This is a genomic window from Candidatus Pseudomonas auctus (assembly GCF_048654275.1).
Lineage (GTDB): Bacteria > Pseudomonadota > Gammaproteobacteria > Pseudomonadales > Pseudomonadaceae > Aquipseudomonas > Aquipseudomonas pharyngis.
Genome location: NZ_JBJYZK010000011.1, coordinates 134484 through 155408 on the forward strand (window position 1 = coordinate 134484; position 20925 = coordinate 155408).

Annotated in this window: 16 protein-coding genes and 1 tRNA gene; 3 read left to right on the plus strand and 14 right to left on the minus strand. The window is 61.1% G+C overall.

The features are described 5' to 3' along the window. The first annotated feature begins 38 nt into the window (after positions 1 to 38). A complete protein-coding gene (locus tag ACKUG4_RS20325) occupies positions 39 to 1817 on the plus strand; it encodes an acyl-CoA dehydrogenase C-terminal domain-containing protein (protein WP_445434701.1) in 1779 nt (592 codons plus the stop codon). Positions 1818 to 2044: 227 nt separating this feature from the next. On the opposite strand, the gene ACKUG4_RS20330 is transcribed toward ACKUG4_RS20325, so the two are convergent. Beyond that, the gene (locus ACKUG4_RS20330) at positions 2045 to 2974 is read right to left on the minus strand and encodes a LysR family transcriptional regulator (RefSeq protein ID WP_064380308.1); all 930 of its coding nucleotides are present in this window, start codon (positions 2972 to 2974) and stop codon (positions 2045 to 2047) included. Positions 2975 to 3143: 169 nt separating this feature from the next. Between ACKUG4_RS20330 and ACKUG4_RS20335 the strand changes: the two genes are divergently transcribed. Together ACKUG4_RS20335 and ACKUG4_RS20340 are read left to right on the plus strand one after the other, a co-directional pair. Beyond that, on the plus strand, positions 3144 to 4427 hold the full coding sequence (locus tag ACKUG4_RS20335) for an aspartate aminotransferase family protein (protein WP_445434702.1): 1284 nt from the start codon (positions 3144 to 3146) through the stop codon (positions 4425 to 4427). 206 nt (positions 4428 to 4633) lie between these two features. Next, the gene (locus ACKUG4_RS20340) at positions 4634 to 4792 is read left to right on the plus strand and encodes a YqaE/Pmp3 family membrane protein (RefSeq protein ID WP_003228885.1); all 159 of its coding nucleotides are present in this window, start codon (positions 4634 to 4636) and stop codon (positions 4790 to 4792) included. A 3-nt stretch (positions 4793 to 4795) separates the two neighbouring features. Here ACKUG4_RS20340 and ACKUG4_RS20345 read toward each other — a convergent pair whose 3' ends face one another. From ACKUG4_RS20345 to ACKUG4_RS20405, 13 genes are all read right to left on the minus strand, one after another. Further along, the gene (locus tag ACKUG4_RS20345; RefSeq protein WP_445434703.1) at positions 4796 to 6604 is read right to left on the minus strand and encodes a S9 family peptidase; all 1809 of its coding nucleotides are present in this window, start codon (positions 6602 to 6604) and stop codon (positions 4796 to 4798) included. After that, complete coding sequence (gene pqqE, locus ACKUG4_RS20350) at positions 6570 to 7742, minus strand: pyrroloquinoline quinone biosynthesis protein PqqE (protein ID WP_440813083.1); 1173 nt, start codon at positions 7740 to 7742, stop codon at positions 6570 to 6572. The genes ACKUG4_RS20345 and pqqE overlap by 35 nt, the downstream gene beginning before the upstream one ends. Further along, positions 7714 to 7989 carry a pyrroloquinoline quinone biosynthesis peptide chaperone PqqD gene (pqqD, locus tag ACKUG4_RS20355; protein ID WP_007959876.1) on the minus strand — a complete coding sequence of 92 codons (276 nt, stop codon included), beginning with the start codon at positions 7987 to 7989 and terminating at the stop codon, positions 7714 to 7716. Before pqqD ends, pqqE begins: the two co-directional genes overlap by 29 nt. Further along, positions 7986 to 8738 (minus strand): pyrroloquinoline-quinone synthase PqqC, encoded by a 753-nt coding sequence (gene pqqC / locus ACKUG4_RS20360; RefSeq protein ID WP_011336228.1) that lies wholly within the window; start codon positions 8736 to 8738, stop codon positions 7986 to 7988. The genes pqqD and pqqC overlap by 4 nt, the downstream gene beginning before the upstream one ends. 21 nt (positions 8739 to 8759) lie before the next feature. Then, the gene (gene pqqB / locus ACKUG4_RS20365; RefSeq protein WP_236187437.1) at positions 8760 to 9671 is read right to left on the minus strand and encodes a pyrroloquinoline quinone biosynthesis protein PqqB; all 912 of its coding nucleotides are present in this window, start codon (positions 9669 to 9671) and stop codon (positions 8760 to 8762) included. Positions 9672 to 9755: 84 nt separating this feature from the next. Next, positions 9756 to 9830: a pyrroloquinoline quinone precursor peptide PqqA gene (gene pqqA, locus ACKUG4_RS20370; RefSeq protein WP_003444522.1), complete on the minus strand. Its 75-nt coding sequence runs from the start codon at positions 9828 to 9830 to the stop codon at positions 9756 to 9758. Positions 9831 to 9989: 159 nt separating this feature from the next. Continuing rightward, the gene (gene pqqF / locus ACKUG4_RS20375) at positions 9990 to 12416 is read right to left on the minus strand and encodes a pyrroloquinoline quinone biosynthesis protein PqqF (protein ID WP_445434704.1); all 2427 of its coding nucleotides are present in this window, start codon (positions 12414 to 12416) and stop codon (positions 9990 to 9992) included. Positions 12417 to 12454: 38 nt separating this feature from the next. Next, complete coding sequence (locus tag ACKUG4_RS20380; RefSeq protein WP_445434705.1) at positions 12455 to 13249, minus strand: carbon-nitrogen hydrolase family protein; 795 nt, start codon at positions 13247 to 13249, stop codon at positions 12455 to 12457. 12 nt (positions 13250 to 13261) lie between these two features. Continuing rightward, positions 13262 to 14944 (minus strand): flavin monoamine oxidase family protein, encoded by a 1683-nt coding sequence (locus tag ACKUG4_RS20385; protein ID WP_064599862.1) that lies wholly within the window; start codon positions 14942 to 14944, stop codon positions 13262 to 13264. Between the two features lie 146 nt (positions 14945 to 15090). Continuing rightward, positions 15091 to 15552: an Lrp/AsnC family transcriptional regulator gene (locus tag ACKUG4_RS20390; RefSeq protein ID WP_064599860.1), complete on the minus strand. Its 462-nt coding sequence runs from the start codon at positions 15550 to 15552 to the stop codon at positions 15091 to 15093. 107 nt (positions 15553 to 15659) lie between these two features. Then, positions 15660 to 16748 (minus strand): pyoverdine biosynthesis transaminase PtaA, encoded by a 1089-nt coding sequence (gene ptaA / locus ACKUG4_RS20395; protein WP_085612940.1) that lies wholly within the window; start codon positions 16746 to 16748, stop codon positions 15660 to 15662. 212 nt (positions 16749 to 16960) lie between these two features. Then, positions 16961 to 17037: transfer RNA gene (locus tag ACKUG4_RS20400), tRNA-Ile, on the minus strand. A gap of 15 nt (positions 17038 to 17052) precedes the next feature. Then, complete coding sequence (locus tag ACKUG4_RS20405; RefSeq protein WP_445434706.1) at positions 17053 to 20799, minus strand: bifunctional diguanylate cyclase/phosphodiesterase; 3747 nt, start codon at positions 20797 to 20799, stop codon at positions 17053 to 17055. Between the last annotated feature and the right edge of the window lie 126 nt (positions 20800 to 20925).

A 20925-nucleotide genomic window follows, 5' to 3' on the forward strand; every position in this document is an offset into this window, starting at 1 on the left:
TCCACGAATCACCTGTTTAGATCTTTGCGAGGTTTGCCATGGCTGACTACAAAGCGCCGCTGCGCGATATGCGCTTCGTCCTCAATGAAGTGTTCGAAGTCGCCAAACTCTGGGCCGAACTGCCGGCGCTGGCTGAGACCGTGGACGCGGAAACCGTCGAAGCCATTCTCGAAGAAGCCGGCAAGGTCACCAGCAAAAGCATCGCGCCCCTGAGCCGTGCCGCCGACGAAGAAGGCTGCCACTGGGCCGACGGTGCCGTCACCACGCCGGCCGGTTTCCCACAGGCCTATCAGACTTACGCCGAAGGCGGCTGGGTCGGTGTTGGCGGTGATCCGGCTTACGGCGGCATGGGCATGCCAAAAGCCGTATCGGCCCAGGTCGAAGAGATGGTCAACTCCGCCAGCCTGGCCTTCGGTCTTTATCCGATGCTAACCGCCGGCGCCTGCCTGTCGATCAACGCCCACGCCAGCGAAGAACTGAAAGCCGCGTACCTGCCGAACATGTACGCTGGCGTCTGGGCCGGTTCCATGTGCCTGACCGAGCCGCACGCCGGCACCGACCTGGGCATCATCCGCACCAAGGCCGAGCCTCAGGCCGACGGCTCCTACAAGGTCAGCGGCACCAAGATCTTCATCACCGGTGGTGAGCACGACCTGACCGAAAACATCATTCACCTGGTGCTGGCCAAGCTGCCTGACGCACCGGCTGGGCCGAAAGGCATTTCCCTGTTCCTGGTGCCGAAGTTCATGGTCAATGCCGATGGCAGCCTGGGCGCACGCAACCCGGCCAACTGCGGTTCGATCGAACACAAGATGGGCATCCAAGCCTCGGCCACTTGCGTGATGAACTTCGACGAAGCCGTGGGTTACTTGGTCGGCGAGCCGAACAAGGGCCTGGCCGCGATGTTCACCATGATGAACTACGAGCGTCTGGGCGTCGGCATCCAGGGCCTGGCCACCGGCGAGCGCTCGTACCAGAACGCCATCGAATACGCCCGCGACCGCCTGCAGAGCCGTTCGCCGACCGGCGCGCAGAACAAAGACAAGGTGGCCGACCCGATCATCGTCCACCCGGACGTACGTCGCATGCTGCTGACCATGAAAGCCTCGAACGAAGGCGGCCGTGCGTTCTCCACCTACGTGGCGATGCAACTCGACACCGCCAAGTTCAGCGAAGACGCCGCGACCCGCAAGCGTGCGGAAGATCTGGTTGCCTTGCTGACACCAGTGGCCAAGGCGTTCCTGACCGATCTGGGTCTGGAAACCACTGTCCACGGCCAGCAGATCTTCGGCGGCCACGGCTACATCCGCGAGTGGGGCCAGGAGCAACTGGTGCGGGATGTGCGCATCACCCAGATCTACGAAGGCACCAACGGCATTCAGGCGCTGGACTTGGTGGGTCGCAAGATCGTCGGCAGCGGCGGCGCGTTCTACAAGCTGTTCGCCGACGAGATCCGCCATTTCACCGCGACCGCCAGTGCCGATCTGGGCGAGTTCACCAAGCCGCTGAATGATGCTGTCGACACCCTCGACGAGCTGACCTCGTGGCTGCTGGACCGGGCGAAAACCAACCCGAACGAAATCGGTGCGGCATCGGTCGAGTATCTGCAAGCGTTCGGCTACACCGCTTACGCGTACATGTGGGCGCTGATGGCCAAGGCATCGCTGGGCAAAGAAGCGCAGGACGATTTCTACGCGAGCAAACTCGGCACGGCGCGGTTCTATTTCGCCCGTCTGCTGCCGCGGATTCACTCGTTGAGCGCGTCGGTCAAGGCCGGCAGCGAGTCGCTGTTCCTGCTGGATGCTGCGCAGTTCTGATGATGTAACGTCATGTAAGCGATCTCTTACATGACGTGCTGCTGTTCTCCCATAGGCGTAGATTGGATCCAGAGCTAATCTACTTTCCATGGACGTCGCGCAGGAAGCGCAAAGCAACAACACGGACACGTAGGATTCTGCCAGGGTGGCGGAGTGAAATGGATGTCAGGGAAACAGTCTGCAAAGCCCCGCTTCGGCGGGGTTTTCTTATGCCCGCAGAAAAGTTTTCAGCTCAGCGCGTCCAGCGGTGGTGCACCTTTCAGCGGTTTGTCCTCACGCTGCATCACCTCTTCCAGCAACGTTCGCAGCAAGGCCAATGGCGCCTGCTGGCGCTGCACATCGCGACACACCAGCCCGACCTTCAACGGTACACGCGGCTCACTCAACGGTTTCCACAACAGATCCTGATCGTCGTACTCCTTTTGCGAACGACCGGGTAGCACCGTCGCCAGACGCGTATGCGGCAGGCTGTCTAGAATCCCGACCATATTGTTCAATTCGGCCTGCACTTGCGGGCGTCGTCCGAGGCTGGCCAATTGCGCCTGCCAGATCTGACGGATCTGAAATTCTTCGCCCAATAGCAACATCGGCAATTCGGCCGCCTGACTCATCGAGACTTTCTTGAATTCCCGCAGCGGATGATCCGCCGGGATGACCAGCGTCAGTTCATCTTCGTACAGCATTACGCCGTGCAGCCCCGGCTGACGTGGCGGCAAATAGCTGATGCCGATATCCAGCGAGCCGTTGAGCAGTCGCCGCTCGATCTCAAGCCCCGTCAGTTCATAAATCTGCACCACCAGATGCGGCTGGGCCTTGCGCACCCGCTCGAGCATTTGCGGCACCAGGCTGGTGTGCACGGTCTGTAGCACGCCTATCGCCAATGTGCGCAGTGCCTGACCCTTGAAGTTGCCCAGCGCCTCACGCGCCCGCTGCATGCCGTCGAGCAGCGGCAGGGCGTGGTTGTACAAGGTATGGGCGGCGAGGGTCGGCAACAGGCGTTTGCTGCTGCGTTCGAACAGGGTGACGTCGAGGTTTTGTTCCAGGTGGCGAATCTGCTGGGACAGCGCGGGCTGAGAGATCGACAGGCGCTCGGCGGCGCGTCCGACATGCCCTTCTTCGTAGACCGCGACGAAATAACGCAGTTGTTTGAAATCCATAAGTAACACTTATCGAAAATGCTGAGAAATCGAAATGGCTCGACGCCGTGAACCGGCCTAGTCTAACCGCATTCACAAGGCTTACAGGGCCGGAAAGCGCCATGACCAGCGTTTGTTTCGAAAGTCTTTACATAGGCAGTTCAAAAAACCTCGATCGAGGTTTTTTTCAATGAATCTGTTCAGTTTGCGGCGCCAGACGCCGAGCCTCGATGACCTGGCTTTTGAAACCCAAGAATCGAACGTCGCTGATGGCCTGAATGCCGAGCGTCTGATGCCCAGCGTCGAGCGCCCGCGGCAGGTATTCGTTCGCGGCCAGGGCTCCTGGCTATGGGACAGCAATGACCGCGCCTACCTGGACTTTTCCCAGGCCGGCGGCGCCAACAGCCTTGGCCACAGCCCTTCGGCGCTGGTCAAGGCCATCGCCAGCCAGGCCCAGGCCCTGATCAATCCCGGCTTCAATCTGCACAACCGTGGCATGCTCAGCCTTGCCGAGCGCCTGTGTGCCAGCACTGCCAGCGATCAGGCGTACCTGCTCAACAGCGGCAGTGAGGCCTGTGAAGCGGCGATCAAACTGGCGCGCAAATGGGGTCAACTGCATCGCGGTGGCGCTTCGCGGATCATTGTCGCCAGACAAGGCTGCCACGGACGTAGTCTGGCGACGATTTCGGCGTCGGACAGTTGCAACCTGCACAACCGCTTCGCGCCATTGCTGCCGGGGTTCGATCTGGTGCCGTTTAACGACCTGCCGGCGTTGCATGCAGCGGTCGACGCACAAACCGTGGCGATCATGCTCGAACCGATCCAGAGCGATGCCGGAGTAATCCCTGCGACCGAGCATTACCTCAAGGGTGTCGAACGTCTGTGCCGTGAGCTGGGGATTCTGCTGATTCTCGATGAGGTGCAGACCGGCATCGGCCGCTGCGGCACCTTGCTCGCCGAACAGTCCTACGGAGTGCGCGCCGATATCGTCGTGCTCGGCAAAGGCCTCGGCGGCGGTGTTCCACTGGCGGCGCTGCTGGCGCGAGGCAAGGCCTGCTGTTTCGAACCTGGGGAATTGGGCGGTACGCATCATGGCAACGCACTGATGACCGCCGCTGGCCTGGTGGTGCTCGACAGCGTGCAGGACCGCGCCTTCCTCGAACAGATCCGGGACAACGGCCAGCATCTGCGCGAAGGGCTCGCCCGTCTGGCCCATCGTTATGAACATGGCGAGTTGCGCGGGCAAGGGCTGTTCTGGGGACTGACCCTGTCGGAAGACTCCGCCGAGGCCGTCGTCAAAGCCGCACTTCACGAAGGTTTGCTGCTCAACGCCCCGCAAGCCAACTGCCTGCGCTTCACCCCGGCGCTCAACGTCAGCAAGGCCAACATCGACGAAATGCTCCTGCGTCTGGCCCGCGCCTTCTCCCGGGTACGCACCGCGCAGCTGCAATGCCGCAAAGGGATTGCCGTCTGAGCTGAAGTTTCCCACCCGAATTCAAGAACCGTCTCGCGGTATAACGCACGCCCCACGCCTGATTCTTTTGGCGTGGGGCGTTTTTTTGTGGCCGGGTAATGGCAATCAGATGGCGAGATTGCGGTTTGCACTGAACCCTGACAAACGGCACAGGTCGATTAGCTTGTATGGCTCAGGTGAGCCAACCCCCAATCAGGAGCTGCCCCATGGACTTTATCCGCATCATCATCGCCATTCTGTTGCCGCCACTGGGTGTGTTTCTGCAGGTCGGGTTCGGCGGCGCGTTCTGGCTGAACATTCTGCTGACGTTGTGCGGTTACATCCCGGGGATCGTGCACGCGGTGTACATCATCGCCAAGCGCTGAGTCTCAATCCGTCAGGCCCATCACTCGCCGGTAGAACCGCCATTCCTGCTCCAGCGCATGGGCCTGATTGGCGGCCCGGCGGAAGCCGTGGCGTTCGTCGGCGTAGTAATGCGCTTCGACCTCAATGCCGTTTTGCTCCAGGGCCGCGACCATGTCGCGGGTCTGTTGCGGCACGACGACGGCGTCCAGCTCACCTTGGAAGAAGATCACCGGTACGCGAATGTTGCCTGCGTGCAGCAACGGCGTGCGGGCGGCGTAGCGTTCGGCGTCCTTCTCTGGATCGCCGATCAGCCAGTCCAGGTAATCGCCTTCGAACTTGTGCGTAGCACGGGCCAGGGCCACCGGGTCGCTGACACCATACAGACTGGCGCCAGCGCGGAATACCTGATGGAACGCCAGTGCGCACAGCGTCGTGTAACCGCCGGCGCTGCCGCCACGGACAAACGCACGGTCGCCATCGATCATGCCGCGTTCGGCCAGATAGGCCACCACTGCGCAAGCATCCTCTACATCCACCACTCCCCAACTCAGATGCAGGGCCTGTCGATACTCTCGGCCATAGCCGCTGCTGCCTCGGTAGTTGAGATCGGCGACGGCGAACCCGCGTTGTGTCCAGTACTGAATGCGCGGGTCGAGCATCGGGTAGCAGGCCGACGTCGGGCCACCGTGGATGAACACCACCAGCGGCGGTTTCGCATCGCCATTCGTGGCCGGGTAAAAGAATCCGTGTGCTTCACCCGAACCGCTGGGGTAGCGCAGGGTTTGCGGGCGGCTGATGCGCTCGGCGGGCAGCGGTGCGACACCGCCGGCCAGGACATTCACTTCACGCGAATCGCGATCAATGGCGATCACGGCTGAAGGGCTGATCGGTGAGGCGGCAATGCAGTAAATAAATTGATCATCGACAGCCAGATGACGGAAGCGGCTGTAGTCGCCGGTGAAGTCTTCACCGTTGAGCGCCAGACGACCGAAACCGCCTTCGCTCCAGCTCGCCAAAAAGCCTTCGTCGGTGGGCAGCCAAGTGCAGCCGCCAAGTTGCCATGGGGCTGGCGCGTGATCGGCTTCGGCGCTGGCTAACGGTTGCAAACCATTTGCCGACTCGACCCACGGTTGCCAATACCCACCACGATCGGTCAGACAACCCAGCCGGCCATTGGCATTGAATCGCGGTTGCTGGACCGACTCTTCAAACGCTTCACCCGCCACACAACGCGGGGCGGAAAATCCATTGGACGAGTGCTCGGCGAGCATCAGTCGGGTGGAAGTCCACGGCTGATGCGGACGGCTCCACTCGATCCACGCCAGGCGCTGGCCGTCCCGACTGATGATCGGCGACGCGTAAAAATCCGCGCCTTCAACCAGCATTTGGCGGTCGCCATTCGCCAGATCGATAGCCACCAGCCGATGGCGATCACCGTTCTCTTCAACGGCCAGCACGTGCCCGTCGGCGTAGTTCAGATCGCCATAACGACACTCGCTAGACGTCAATGCCACGGGCTCGCCATCCAGCGTCTGGCGATACAGCTGCTGATCCGCCTCGTTGACAAAAACCACCCCGTCAGGCGTCAGGCAAAACGCCCCACCGCCATATTCGTACACCCGACTGCGCACGCTGAAACCCGCAGGTGTCAGACATTTCGCCGTACCATCGCGCCAATGCCAGAGCCGGCAGGCGGCGTCTGTCGGGCGATATTCATTCCAGAACAAACCCTGGGCGCCGAGCTGCAATTCGGCGAAGTCCACGCCGGCGGCAACCGCGGCGGTGGCGCTGAAAGGCTCAGCCTTTGGCGATGAGGCGCGAGTTTCGTTCATTGCGAAAGGCCAGTTGTTCGATGGTCTGGGTGGCGTGCTCGGCTTCTTCGCGGGCCTTGAGAATCACGCCGTGATGTTCGGACTTGCTGCACACCGGGTCGGCATTGCTCGCGTCGCCGGTGAGCATGAAGGCCTGGCAACGGCAGCCGCCAAAATCCTGTTCTTTTTCGTCGCAGGAGCGGCACGGCTCGGGCATCCAGTCATAACCGCGAAAGCGGTTGAAGCCGAACGAGTCGTACCAGATGTGCTGCATGCTGTGGTCGCGCACATTGGGAAATTGTACCGGCAGCTGTCGGGCGCCATGACAGGGCAGGGCGGTGCCGTCCGGGGTGACTGTCAGAAACAGGCTGCCCCAGCCATTCATGCAGGCTTTCGGGCGTTCTTCGTAATAGTCCGGGGTGACGAAAATCAGCTTGCACGGATGCCCTTCGGCTTCCAGCTTGGCGCGGTATTCGTTAGTGATGCGTTCGGCGCGGATCAGTTGCTCTTTGGTCGGCAACAGACCGACACGATTGAGCTGCGCCCAGCCGTAAAACTGGCAGGTGGCGAGTTCTACGAAGTCGGCCTCCAGCGCGATGCACAGCTCGATGATGCGGTCGATCTTGTCGATGTTGTGCCGATGGGTGACGAAGTTCAGCACCATCGGATAGCCGTGGGCCTTTACGGCGCGAGCCATTTCCAGTTTCTGCGCGAAGGCCTTTTTCGAGCCGGCGAGCAGGTTATTCACTTGCTCGTCGCTGGCCTGGAAACTGATCTGGATGTGGTCGAGGCCAGCCTTCTTGAAGTCGCTGATCTTCTGCTCGGTCAGGCCGATGCCGGAGGTGATCAGGTTGGTGTAGAAACCCAACTGGCGCGCCTCGTGGATCAGCTCGGCAAGGTCCTGGCGTACCAGCGGTTCGCCACCTGAGAAGCCCAATTGCGCTGCGCCCATCTCCCGCGCTTCGCGGAACACCTTGATCCACTGCTCGGTGCTCAGTTCTTTGCCCTGCTCGGCGAAATCCAGCGGATTGGAGCAGTACGGGCATTGCAGCGGGCAACGGTAGGTCAGCTCGGCGAGCAGCCACAGCGGCAGGCCGATTTCCGGTTTGGCCGGGACTTGCACCGATGATTCAGGCAAGTTCGATCCAGTGTTGCGCACGGGCAACCTCCATGAATTGCTCGATGTCGTCACCGAGCTCGGGCACGCCGGGAAACTGTCTGTCGAGTTCGGCAATGATTGCCGCGACGTCCCGCTCACCGTCGATCAGGCCGCCGATCAGCGCGGCACTTTCATTGAGCTTGATCATGCCTTCCGGGTACAGCAGCACGTGGCCTTTCTGGGCCGGTTCGTACTGGAAACGGTAGCCGGGACGCCAGGTCGGGGTCTTGCTGCGGTCGAAACTCATAAGGCGATTCCTTTATGCCAGACCCGTTGATCGGTGACGCTGTGATACGGCGGGCGGTTCAGTTCGTAAGCCATGCTCATGGCATCGAGCATGCTCCAAAGAATGTCCAGTTTGAACTGGAGAATTTCCAGCATGCGCTCCTGACCTTCGCGGGTCTTGTAGTGCTCCAGCGTAATCGCCAGACCATGCTCGACATCGCGCCTTGCCTGACCAAGACGGGTACGGAAATATTCGTAGCCCGCCGGGTCGATCCACGGGTAATGCTGCGGCCAGCTGTCGAGACGCGACTGGTGGATCTGCGGCGCGAACAGTTCGGTCAAAGAGCTGCTGGCAGCTTCCTGCCAACTGGCGCGGCGGGCGAAGTTGACGTAGGCATCGACGGCGAAACGCACGCCGGGCAGCACCAGTTCCTGGGAACGCAATTGATCCGGATCGAGACCGACGGCCTGGCCCAGACGCAGCCAGGCTTCGATGCCGCCGTCCTCACCGGGCGCGCCGTCGTGGTCGAGCAGGCGCTGAATCCATTCGCGGCGGATCTCGCGATCCGGGCAATTGGCGAGGATCGCCGCGTCTTTCAGGGGAATGTTCACCTGATAGTAGAAACGGTTGGCGACCCAGCCCTGGATCTGCTCGCGGGTGGCCCGGCCTTCATACATCGCCACGTGATACGGGTGATGAATGTGGTAATAGGCGCCCTTGGCGCGCAGGGCCGCTTCGAATTCGGCGGGGGACAGCGGGGTGTCGGTCATTGCGGTTCTCCGGGCCATTCGTTACAGGACGATGCTCATGCCGTCATACGCCACTTCAACATTGCGCCGCACCAGCTCCGCGCGCTCCGGGGAGTCTTCGTCGAGAATCGGGTTGGTGTTGTTGATGTGGATAAGCACCTTACGTTGCTCGGGAAGCTGTTCCAGCACTTCGAGCATGCCGCCGGGGCCGTTCTGCGCCAGGTGGCCCATTTCGCGGCCGGTGCGGGTGCCGACGCCACGGCGCTGCATTTCATCGTCATCCCACATCGTCCCGTCCACCAGCACGCAGTCGCTGCCGGCCATGATTTCCAGCAACGGCGCATCGACCTTGCCCAAACCCGGCGCGTAGAACAATTTGCCGCCGGTGCCGAGGTCTTCGACGATCAGGCCGATGTTGTCGCCCGGGTGCGGGTCGAAGCGGTGCGGCGAGTAAGGCGGTGCGGCGCTGCGCAGAGGCAGCGGGGTGAAGCGCAGGTTCGGGCACGCGGCGACGGTGAAGCTCTGGTCGAGTTCGATGCGGTTCCAGTCCAGCCCGCCGTTCCAGTGCTTGAGCATGGTAAACAGCGGGAAACCGGTGCTCAGGTCTTCGTGGACCATGTCCGTGCACCAGACCTGATGCGGGCAGCCTTCGCGCAGGCTGAGCAGGCCGGTGGTGTGGTCGATCTGGCTGTCCATCAGAATGATCGCGCTGATGCCGGTATCACGCAGGGCCCGGCCCGGCTGCATCGGGGCGAAGCTCTGAAGCTGCGCGCGGATGTCCGGCGAGGCGTTGCACAGCACCCAGTTCACGCCGTCATCGGAAATGGCGATGGACGATTGGGTGCGGGCCTTGGCATTCAGGCTGCCGTCGCGAAAGCCTGCGCAGTTGACGCAGTTGCAGTTCCACTGCGGAAAACCGCCACCGGCGGCCGAACCCAGAATCTGGACGAACATGAACGCTCCATCATTTCAACGCTGAAAATAAAACGCCCCGGCGAGCCGAGGCGTTGCACTGCAATGTTCTGCTTGAGGCAGGACTCAGCGGCTGGCGAAGTACATGGTGACTTCGAAGCCGATGCGCAGGTCGGTGTAAGCAGGTTTGGTCCAGGCCATCGGGTGACTCCTTTTTCAGGTGGGTGGGATAGCGCTATCCATAGGTATAGTCCACGGCAGCGCAGGGATGTTCCAAATAGTTAGGTGGCTATGTTACTCAAAATTTCAGGGGGTTTGCCCGTGAATCTTTGAGAAAGCTCCTTGCAGCCCCGGTAATGATCAATTTGCCGCTTGCCACGGTGCGCCCGGGGAAGGGCTGTTGGCCAGGACGTGCCAGCCGCCTTCGGCGCGGATTAAACAGTGTGCGGCGGCCAGCAATGCCTCGCGGTCAAGCTGACTTATGGCATTGCTCAGTTGCATCAGGTAATCCGACGAGTGGCCGGCGAGTTTTGCCTGCCACAGAAGTTCGGCAGCCTCCTTGCCGGACAGGATGCCGGCATCCAGGTGTACGGCGAGGATCTGGCGCTGCTCGACGAGGAAGGCATCATCAATGTTTTCGACCAGCGCGGGGATGCCTTCGATGAACTGTTGAACGTGATCGAGCAGTTGCGCGGGAGTGGCGGTCGGCGATTGCACGCCGAACTGCCATCCACCTTGACCGTGCACCTGTCTGAAAGCACTGAACACCGCGTATCCCAGTTGCAATTCACCTCGTAGCCGCTGATAGAACGGCGTGTGGCACAGGTGCGCAAGGAAGCGCCACGCGGCTTCGCTGGGAATGTCCGGTCTGGCGGTCGGGCAGAACAGCAGTAATGCGTGTTCGCTGGAGGCGGTGTCGAACTGATCCCAGCGAAGTTGTGCGTGGAATGCCGGCAGGGTTGGTAATTCATTGGATGGCTTGCCGGGAATGCGGCTCAGGGCCAGTCCCATGGCCGATTGGGTGTGGGCATCGAGACCCAGCGCCAGACCATCCCAACGGGAAGTTGTCCACAGCTGCTTGGCATCATCGGATTGCGCAACCACGGGCAGGCAACGCTCGGGCCATGCCTTGAGCAATTGACGGATCAGCATCGACGGCACTGGCGGCTCACCGCTTGGCGAGTCGGCATCGACCTGCGTCAGATATTTCAGCGCATGTTCCAGCACTACGGGCAGCGTGTCCTGCAGGCCGGTCAATTTCAGCAGCCACTGATTACCCGTAGTGCTGAAGGACAACTCCACCCCGGCCTGACGCGCGTCGTCAGACACCTCCCGCAGGCTGCGTTGCAGTTTCGCTTGCAGCTCGGCCGTGGCCGCCGCTTCCGTCTGCCAGCGCACATACACCGCGCCTTCGTCGCCGTTATCCGGCAGCGCCTGGCTGAATTGCATCGGCGAGCGTTCGCGGCGGCTGCGCGAGCGATCCTGAGCGAATGTGCGCAGGCCTCGGTGGGCGCTGGTCTGGCCGCGGATCAGACCGGCGTTGGCCAGCGGCTCGGCTGTGCGCAGAAGCGGGTTGGCAGCGGGCAGATGCCAGTGACTGCTGAAGTTATCCACAGTGCCGATTTTGCCGAGAATTACTTTGAGCGCCGTAACGGCCGCGTCGGACAGGCCGCTCTCGAGTTGTTCGCTGTCGAGTCGCGCCCGTTGCAGCGCGCCGCTGACCTGCTGCTGACGCTGAAACTGTGCCGAATATTCCTCCCGCAAAGTTGGCCAGTCCTGCTGGGCTGCGAAGAAGCTCAACCAGTCGAGAAACTGTGCGCGGATGGCGTCGATTGGACCGGATGGCGTCGTGAATTGAAGGTGCAGCAAAGCTTGCTCGGCAAACTGATACAGGACACAGGCCTGCAAACCTTCCGCCAGACCCTGCTGCTGCAAATGGGCGAGCAAGCCACCGGGTTTGGCGCTGTTCAACCAGTGGCAGAGAAACGCCAGCGCTTCGGCTGACGACTCCGGTAACTCCTCCAACGCAAACAGCAGATTGCCGCGATGCTCGCCGGCCTGTTGATAACTTTCCTGCGCGTTACCCATCAAGCGTACGGGGGCTGCCTGTGCAGTTTTATCCCCAGGCGTCAGCGTGGCGGCAAACTGTTCGGCCAGCGTGCGCAGCTCTTCAACACTCTGCGGCCCGACCAGGCTCAGGGTCATTTGCCCGGTGCGGTAGAACTGCTGGTGGAAGTCTTTCAATACCTGTTGAAAGTCCGCTTGCTCCACCGGCAGGCTGTCGCGGTTTCCGGCGTGGAAACCGCGCAACGGATGTTCCGCTGACAACCCTTCGAACAGCGCTTCTTTCTGCTGAGCCGCAGCATCCTGCGTCCACGCGACAAACTCCGCCTGCAACACTTCCCGCTCCCGCAACTGATCGTCCGGATTCATACGCGGATGGGCGAGCATGTCTGACAGACGCTCCAGCCCGGCGCTGAACGACGCTGGCGGCAATTCAAAGAAGAAATCGGTGGTGCGCTCGCGGGTGCTGGCATTCACCTGGCCGCCGTGACCTTGCACGTAGGCCATCAGCCCTTGCTGTGCAGGAAATCGCTCGGTGCCGAGAAACAGCAGATGCTCAAGGAAGTGCGCCAGCCCCGGCCATGCCAACGGCACGTCATGACTGCCGGCCGCCACTCGCAACGCAGCGGCGCTGCGTTTCAGGCCGGGCACGTGACGCAGGGTCACGCGCAAGCCGTTGGCCAGGGTTTCGGTGTGGGGGCGGGGGTGAGTCGGCGCAGACATGGGCACTTCCAGAACAGTGAAGTGCCAATGCTAGCGGATTAGCGCTTGTTGAGCGCGTCGTAAAGTTCGGGACGGCGGTCGTTGAAGTAACGGTTGGCGCTGCGCGAGTCGACCATCAACTGGCGATCCAGCTCACCGACGATCAGTGCTTCATCCAATCCTGCCTGGGCGGTGCGGCTGCCATCCGGCGCGGCGATGCTGCTTTGCCCGCAGTAATGGATGTCGCCCTCGTGGCCGCAGTAGTTGGCGTACGCCACGTAGCACTGGTTTTCGAAAGCCCGGGAGCGCACGGAGACGTCGGCAATGAAATCGAAAGGAATCATGTTGGCTGTCGGCACCAGAATCAGCTCGGCACCTTCAAGGGCCAGGCGCCGGGCGTTTTCCGGGAACTCCAGGTCGTAGCAGATCAGGAACCCGAGCTTCCAGCCGTTGAGCTCGACGATGGGAAACTCGCCATCGCCGGCGCTGAACATCGAACGATCCAGATCGCCGAACAGATGCGTCTTGCGGTAATTGCACAGACGCTCGCCGTTTGAGTCGATCAACTGCACGGCGTTGTAGATCTGTCCTTCGGCGGTGCGCTCAGGGTAACCGTAAAGAATCGCCAGACCGGCAGCCTTGGCGATCCGTCCTACTTGCTGCGCCCACTCACCGTTGTAGACCTCGGCCAATGTCGCGACCGCCTCCTTGCCGATGTTGTAGCCGGTGAGAAACATCTCCGGCACCACCAGCAGATCGGCGCCTTTGGCCTCCATCGCCAGTTGATGCAGGCGCTGAAGGTTGGCGGCGGGTTCCAGTGGCAGCGGTGGACATTGGTAAAGGGCTACACGCATCGGGGATTCCTCTTACTCGGGCAGGGCGATCGGGCCGATGTCTTTGAACACATCGCCCGGGCCGGGGTTCTCTTTATGTGTGGACCCGCCGAAGTGCTTCATGATTCCCCACACCGCGTTGAGCGACGTTTGCACCGCGCCTTCAACCCAGGCCGGCGTCCACGACACGTCGTCACCGGCGATGAAAATCCCGCGCTGCTCCGGCGGCATGTCGTCCTGCATGAAGTGCGCGTACATGCGCTGGTTGTAGCGATAGTGACCGGGCAGGGCGCCCTTGAACGCGCCGAGGAAGTGCGGGTCGGCTTCCCAGGACACGGTGATCGGATCGCCGATGATCCGCGCGGCGATGTCGACCTTCGGGTAGATCTTCTTCAGCGCATCCAGCGCCAGTTTCACGCGTTTTTCCACCGGGTGCGGGAGCATCTTCAGCGCATCGCTCATCCACGAGTACGACAGGCAGATCACGCCGGGTTTGTCGTCGCCGTTGTCGAACAGGTAAGTGCCACGGGTCAGGCGATCAGTGAGGGTCATGCTCATCAGGTCGCGGCCGGTTTCCGGGTCCTTGTCCTTCCAGAACGGGCGGTCGACCATCACGAAGGTCTTCGACGATTGCATGTAGCGCGTGCGGTCCAGTGCCATCCACATCTTTTGCGAGAACAGGCTTTCGTCGCATTCGATCTGGGTGGTCAGCAGCCAGCTCTGGCAGGTGGTCAGTACGGCCGCGTATTCGCGGGTGTCGCCGTTGTTGTCGGTGACTGCGAAGCGTCCGTCAGGCGCGTGGGCGATTTTCTTCACCCCGGAGCGCGGGGCGCCGTGGTGCAGCGATTTCAGGCTGGTGCCTTGCGGCCAGTGTACGCAGCGTTCCGGCGCATGACGCCAGATGCCTTGCGGCACTTGTTCCACACCACCGACCACCAGATGCTGGTGATCGTCGCAGTTGGTCATCACCACACGGAAGATTTCCAGCATCGAGTTGGGGAAGTCCGAGTCCCAGCCGCCGGTACCGAAACCGACCTGACCGAACACTTCACGGTGATGGAACGACAGTTTGGCGAAGGCTTTCGATGTGGCAACGAAATCGTAGAACGTGCGGTCGTCCCACAGCGGTACGAGGGTGTTCCACAGTTCCTTGAGGCGTGGCACGTCACGGTCGCGGATCGCCTGCTGGATATCGGCGAACTGTGAGCCGGCCTCCAGAGCATCGGCCCAAGCGTCAGCCACTTCCTGGAACAGCGCAGGAAGATCCTTCAGGCTTTGTGCGTAATGGGTTTTGCCTTCCAGGTCGATCACGGTGCTGCCGGAGGCCGGCGTCAGCGGGTTGGGGAAGGGCTTGGTCTCGAGGCCGAGTTTGTCGACGTAGTGATAGAACGCGGTGGAGGACACCGGGAAGCGCATGCCGCCGAGCTCGGCGACGATGCCGTCGGTACCGTTGAACGCTTGCGAACGCAGACGACCGCCAAGCTTCGAGGCCTCATACACGACGGGTTTCAAGCCGAGTTTCATCAGCTCATAAGCCGCCACCAGACCGGCGATGCCGGCACCGACGATGGCCACTTCGGCCCCGTGGTTATGCTCGGGAATGCTGCCCAGACCGGCCGGGTGTTCGATCCAGTCGTCGAAGGCGAAAGGAAAGTCCGGGCCGAAAATGGTGACGGGTTTCTTACCGTCTGCAGGATGGCGATTGTTCTTGTTCATGGCTGACCTTGCTGGCGACCCGACGCTGGATGCGCGTCTGAGTATAGGAAAAGATGCCAGCCATTCTAGGGAGCGTAGAACACGTTAATAAGACGCAATGTGTCGTCGTTTTGAGTGTTTGAGCTGCAATGTGACGATGGTGATGATCAAACTGGATGCCCGCGATCAATCTTGCTGCTGAGGATGATCGACGTCGTGGTCTTCTCCACGCCGTCTACGCTGCCGATCTGATCCAGAAGCTGATCGAGCTGCTCCGGGGAATCGGTTCGCAGCCAGGCTACGTAATCAAATTCACCACTCACCGCGCACAATTGCTGCACCTGGGCCATCGCGCTCAACCGGCGCAGCACCTCTTTGCCGGAGCGTGGCTGCACCTTGATCCCGACGTAGGCCTGCAAGCCACCGTCCACCACGCGCTGTCCCAGACGCACACCATACCCGGTGATGACCTTGGCCTTTTCCAGTCGCGCCAGTCGTGAAGTCACGGTGGTGCGGGCGATCCCCAATTGCCGCGCCAGCATCGCCACGCTTTCGCGGGCGTTGATTTGCAGGGCAGCGATCAACTGGCGGTCGATTTCATCGAGCACGGGTGGGCGGATGTCGGACAAGGGGCGTCTCCATGGGCGCGGATCTTTGGCTGCGCATGTTACAGGCTCGGCCGGCGGTAAGCTTGTGGGCGACACACGCGCGGTTTTCCATAGGGACTGTCTTGATATCAGACGCTGGCAAATGCCTCGCGAAACCGTCGCATGTCGTCTTCCGTACCAACGCTGACCCGAATCCAGGTCGGCCACTCTTTCCATACGCGGCCGACCTTTACCCGGCGATCGGCCAACGCCTGCACCACTTCCGTGGCAGGACGTTTCACGTCGACCATGAAGCAGTTGGCCTGCGACACCGTGCAGCGAAAACCACGAGCGGCCAGCCAACTGATCGTCTCGTCACGCAGCTTCGTGTTGGTGTGCTTGCGTTGTGGCAGCAACTGCGTGTCCTCGAGACTGGCTATGCCGCCCAAAAGCGACGGAGCCGCCGGCACGTTATAGTTGCCGAACACCTCCAGTTGCTCCAGCAGGGTCGGGTTGGCTATCGCGATACCCAGGCGAGCGCCCGCCATGCCATAGATTTTCGAGAAGGTTCGCAGCACCATCAGTTCGGGATGGTCCTTGACCAACGGGATGCAGGTTGGCGCATTCGAGAAGTCGATATAGGCCTCGTCCACCAACAGAATCGTTCCCTTTGGCTTGTTCGCCAGCGCGAGCAGGATATCTGCGTGGGGCGTCACCGTACCGGTCGGATTATTCGGATTGCAGACGTAGATCAGCCCCGCCTGCGGATCGGCTGCCAGCATGCGTGGCAGATCATGGGCGTGATCAGGATTCAGCGCTATTTCGTGGACCGCGACCTGGCTGCCACGCGCCGCCTCGACAGGGTCTTCGTAAGAGGGCGACGCGACGACCAGGCTGCCCCGTCGAGTGAAGGCGTGAACCGCATGCTGCAAGGCCATTTTGGAGCCGCAGAAGGTCTGAACATACTCCTCCGGTATGCCTTGTTGGCGGGCAAATAGAGCGTTGAGTCGGTACTGGATCTTGTAGGGATAACGCCCGCACAGTGCAATGCCTTCCTGCATCGCCTGTCGGGCGGTGAGTGCCGGTCCCCAGGGGCTCTCGTTGAAATTGATCAGTACCTCATCGCCGGGTACCGGTGCCGGTACATCCTGACGTTGCGCCTGTCCCCAGGATGACTGCGCGAGCAGGGGGAGTGCTGCGGCGATTCCCATGAGCGAGCGGCGAGTGACATCAACCATAAAAATTCCTTTTTCGAATCATCAGATGTGCCTCGGCTTTGGGTGCCAGGACAAAAGTGTAACGAAATGGTTAGTTGTCGATTTAAACAGGCACGAGGCAAGCCCTGTTCACGCTTTCGGAAGTCGCATGTTTTGAGGGAGATGGAACGACTGCCCCCGGGCCGGAATGGCAGAAACGAAAAAGCCGCGCGAATGCGCGGCTTTTTCATGTTTGGTGGGCCCACACGGACTTGAACCGTGGACCAAAGGATTATGAGTCCTCTGCTCTAACCAACTGAGCTATAGGCCCTCAGTAGGCCGCGGATTATAGCGACGGTTTCTCGGCTGTGCTATCCGAAAAATCTGATACGGCTATACGAAGAAACGTCGCGGCGAACTCTTCTGGTGGCAGCGGCAGGCTGACGATGTAGCCCTGGATCTGTTCGCAGCCTTCGGCGGCGAGGAACTGTTGTTGGGCCTGGGTTTCCACGCCTTCGGCGATCACGGTGAATTGCATGCTGCGGCCCAGGGCGATGATGGCGCGGACAATCGCCGCGTCGTGCGGGTCATCGGGCAGGCCGCGCACGAAAGACTGGTCGATCTTGAGGATGTCCAGCGGCAGGCGCTTGAGGTAACTCAACGAGGAATAACCGGTGCCGAAGTCATCAATGGCCAGTTGCACGCCGAGGTGTTTGAGCTGGTGCAGCACTGCCAGCGCCTCTTCAGCCTGGCTCATGATGAAGTTTTCGGTAATTTCCAGTTGCAGTAATTCCGGTTGCAGGCGGTTGTCCTTGAGCAGTTGCTCGATGCGTCCCAGCAGGTTCGGTTGGCGCAGTTGTGCGCCGGCGAGGTTCACCGACAGCGGGCCGAGGGATTCATAGATCTGGCCCCACTCGAACATCTGCCGACAGGCGGTTTCCAGCACCCAGTCGCCGATTTGCAGAATCATGCCGTTCTCTTCTGCCAGCGGGATGAAATGCTCTGGCGGCACTTCGCCGAAGTTCGGGTGGCGCCAGCGGATCAGGGCTTCGGCGCCGACCAGATTGTGATCGTCGAGGCTGATTTTCGGCTGGTAATAAAGGTACAACTCCTCGCGCTCGATGGCCCGGCGAAGTTCGTGTTCCAGTGCTACGCGTTCGCTGGCCTGGGCGGTGAGGTCGCGGGTGTAGCTTTCGACCCGGTTGCGGCCCTTGGCCTTGGAGCGGTACATCGCCGCGTCTGCGTTCTTGATCAGGGTCGCGACATCGCAGCCGTCGCGCGGGTAAAGGCTGGTGCCGATGCTGGCGCTGATGAAGAACTCATGCTCGCCGGCCTGGAACGGCGCGCCAAAGCAGTTCAGAAGTTTGGTGGCGATGTTGTCGGCATCGCCGGGTTGCTGCAGGCCGGGGAGCAGAATGATGAATTCGTCGCCCCCCAGCCGCGCGACGGTGTCGATGTCTCGCAGTTGCTCCTTGAGGCGTACGGCGATGCCCTTGAGCAGCAAATCGCCGACCGGGTGACCGAGGCTGTCGTTGATGTGTTTGAAACGGTCGAGGTCGAGGAACAACACCGCGCCCTGGCCGCCGTTTTCCTGCTGACTGTTGAGTGCCATCAACAGGCGGCTTTCGAACAGCGTGCGGTTTGGCAGGCCGGTGAGCGGGTCGTGATGGGCCTGGTAGTCGAGTTTGGCCTGGGCGTGCTTCAGGCTGGAGATATCGGCGAACACCGCGACGAAGTGGGTGATGAACTTGTCGCGGTTGCGCACGGCGCTGATGGTCAGCCAGCTCGGGTAGAGCTCACCGTTCTTGCGCCGGTTGGAGATTTCGCCCTGCCAGTGGCCTTCGTCGGTCAATTGATGCCACATCGCCGCGTAAAACGCGCTGTCGTGCAGTCCGGAGGCCAGCAGGCGCGGAGTGTGACCCAGTGCTTCGCTTTCGCTGTAACCGGTGATTTCGGTGAAGGCGCGGTTCACGGCACTGATATGTTGCTGGGTGTCGGTGATCAGCACGCCTTCGGCAGTGCTCTCGAACACGGTTGCAGCCTGCTGCAGTTTTTCCTGCATCAAGTGGCGTTCGGTGATGTCCCGGGCGATGGTCAGCATGCAGTCTTCGTCGCCGATTGGCAGTGGACGGCTGGACACTTCGCAAAGGCGGATCTGCCCGTCGCTGCGGCGGATGTGGCAGCTGAAGTCGCGAACGAACCCGTCGCGGTGCAGCAGATCGAGCATTTGCTTGCGTTCGTTGAGGTTGACCCAGATGCCCAGGTCCAGCGCCGAGCGATCCACCGACATGGCGCTGTTGAAACCGGTGATGCGACTGAAACCTTCGTTGACCTCCAGCAGCAGGCCATCGCTCTGGCGCGACAGCAGCAGACCGTCCGGCGAGGCGTGGAAAGCCTTGGCGAACTTTTCTTCGGAGGTTTGCAGTTGCTGTTGGGTTTCCTTGAGCTGGGTGATGTCGCGCACCACCACGACCAGTGCCGGTGTGGTATCGAGCTCGAAGGGTTCTGCGGAAATCAGCCCGGTGAACACCTGACCATTGTTGCGGCGAAAGGGCATCTCCAGGTTGCGAATGCTGCCGGCCTGCAGTCGCTGAAGCAGGCCGGGACCAACACCGGGAATGCCCCAGATGTTGAGTTCGGTGGCGGTCTGGCCGATGACTTCTTCGGCCTTGAGTCCGATCTGCTCCTCAAAGGCTTCGTTGACCTCCAGCAGGCAGCCGTCGGAGAGCCGTGCAATGACCAGGATGTCCGGGCATTGCTGGAATACCGACGCGAACTTCTGTTCCGACAGGCGCAGCGCCTCTTCAGTGCGTTTGGTTTCACTGATGTCGATCATCAGACCGCGCATCACCGGTTCGTGGCCATGTTCGATCAGGCTGACGATGTCGCGTACCCATAGGCAGCGGCCGTCAGCGGTGATCACCCGGTAATCGAGGCTGTGGTCGCGTCCAGCCAATACTTCGTGATCGCAGAAACTCTGGGCGCGGGTCAGATCCGCCGGGTGAATGATGTTGCGCCAGAAGCCCGGAATCAGCCAGTGAGACAGCGGATAACCGAGCAGATCTTCGGCGTGGGGCGAAACATAGCTGTAGGTGAAGTCACTGATCCGCGCTTCCCAGGCGATGGCCGAAAGACTCTCCACGAGTCCGCGATAGTGGTATTCGCTGCTGCGCAGTTCCTGTTCGAGGTCGATACGCCGGGCGATTTCCGAACTGAGGCGGCGGTTGATGCGGATCACCACCGCCAGCACGATGACCAGAAGCGAGAGACCCGGTAAGCCGTAAACCAGCAGATCCGACCAGAATGTCCGGTGATCGAGGACGTTGCCCACCCAATGTTCCTGAATGCTGCTGATTTCCTCCGGGGACATATCGGCAAGAACCTTGTCCAGAATCCCCACCAGCATTTTGTTGTCCCGAGGGACGCCCATCGCCAGTTGGTAGCGATAAGGGGTTTCGCCGCTGACATACAAACCATCCAGTTTGAGCTGGCGCAGGCTCCAGACGCTGGAGGCCAGATCGCCGACCACGGCGTCCACTTCATCGGTGGCCAGGGCCTGCAGCGCAGAGCTGACATTGGGCATCGCCACCAGGTTCAGGTCGGGATGATGGGTGCGCAGCAGTTCGTGGGGCGCGTAGTTTTCCACCACGGCGATTTTCAGGCCGTAAAGCTCCTCGAGCTTGCGCGGTTGCGGGCCGCCGACGTGGGCGAGGATGACGATCGGAAAGTCGAGATAAGGGCGGGTGAACGACAGGTAGCTCTGGCGTTCCGGGGTGGACATGATGCCCGGCAACAGGTCGATCTTGCCGTTTTTCGCCTGTTCGAGCACTACGGTCCAGCTCACCGGCTCAATGGGCGTGAGTTTGATCGCCAGGCGTTGGCGAATCACATCGATATAGTCCGCCGCCAGGCCCTGGTAGCGATTCTGGTCGTCGCGGAACTCGAAGGGTGGCCACGATGCATCGACACCCAGGCGCAGGTCCGGGTGAGCCGCCAACCAGCTACGTTCTTCATCGTTCAGAGTCAGCGCGTCAGCCGTTGCGGTCCAGATCATCAGTGGCAGCAAAAAAAGCACGGACGCCAGTCTGGGCATAACGGTCTCGTTATGGCTCGGGGGGAATGTTTCGAGTGTAGACGGGCTGTGCGCGGGGGAGGGCGGAGCTGAGTATTTAATCTGCCATATAAACAAAACCCCCGGCCTGGGCCGGGGGTTCTGGTA

What these genes read in the sequence shown, in the direction of transcription:
- ACKUG4_RS20340 (WP_003228885.1), top strand. Translation starts at nt 4,634, where the DNA reads ATGGACTTTATCCGCATCATCATCGCCATTCTGTTGCCGCCACTGGGT.
- ACKUG4_RS20380 (WP_445434705.1), bottom strand. Translation starts at nt 13,249, where the DNA reads ATGCGTGTAGCCCTTTACCAATGTCCACCGCTGCCACTGGAACCCGCC.
- pqqB (WP_236187437.1), bottom strand. Translation starts at nt 9,671, where the DNA reads ATGTTCGTCCAGATTCTGGGTTCGGCCGCCGGTGGCGGTTTTCCGCAG.
- ACKUG4_RS20385 (WP_064599862.1), bottom strand. Translation starts at nt 14,944, where the DNA reads ATGAACAAGAACAATCGCCATCCTGCAGACGGTAAGAAACCCGTCACC.
- ACKUG4_RS20325 (WP_445434701.1), top strand. Translation starts at nt 39, where the DNA reads ATGGCTGACTACAAAGCGCCGCTGCGCGATATGCGCTTCGTCCTCAAT.
- ACKUG4_RS20405 (WP_445434706.1), bottom strand. Translation starts at nt 20,799, where the DNA reads ATGCCCAGACTGGCGTCCGTGCTTTTTTTGCTGCCACTGATGATCTGG.
- ACKUG4_RS20345 (WP_445434703.1), bottom strand. Translation starts at nt 6,604, where the DNA reads ATGAACGAAACTCGCGCCTCATCGCCAAAGGCTGAGCCTTTCAGCGCC.
- pqqF (WP_445434704.1), bottom strand. Translation starts at nt 12,416, where the DNA reads ATGTCTGCGCCGACTCACCCCCGCCCCCACACCGAAACCCTGGCCAAC.
- pqqD (WP_007959876.1), bottom strand. Translation starts at nt 7,989, where the DNA reads ATGAGTTTCGACCGCAGCAAGACCCCGACCTGGCGTCCCGGCTACCGT.
- pqqC (WP_011336228.1), bottom strand. Translation starts at nt 8,738, where the DNA reads ATGACCGACACCCCGCTGTCCCCCGCCGAATTCGAAGCGGCCCTGCGC.
- ACKUG4_RS20335 (WP_445434702.1), top strand. Translation starts at nt 3,144, where the DNA reads ATGAATCTGTTCAGTTTGCGGCGCCAGACGCCGAGCCTCGATGACCTG.
- ptaA (WP_085612940.1), bottom strand. Translation starts at nt 16,748, where the DNA reads ATGGTTGATGTCACTCGCCGCTCGCTCATGGGAATCGCCGCAGCACTC.
- ACKUG4_RS20330 (WP_064380308.1), bottom strand. Translation starts at nt 2,974, where the DNA reads ATGGATTTCAAACAACTGCGTTATTTCGTCGCGGTCTACGAAGAAGGG.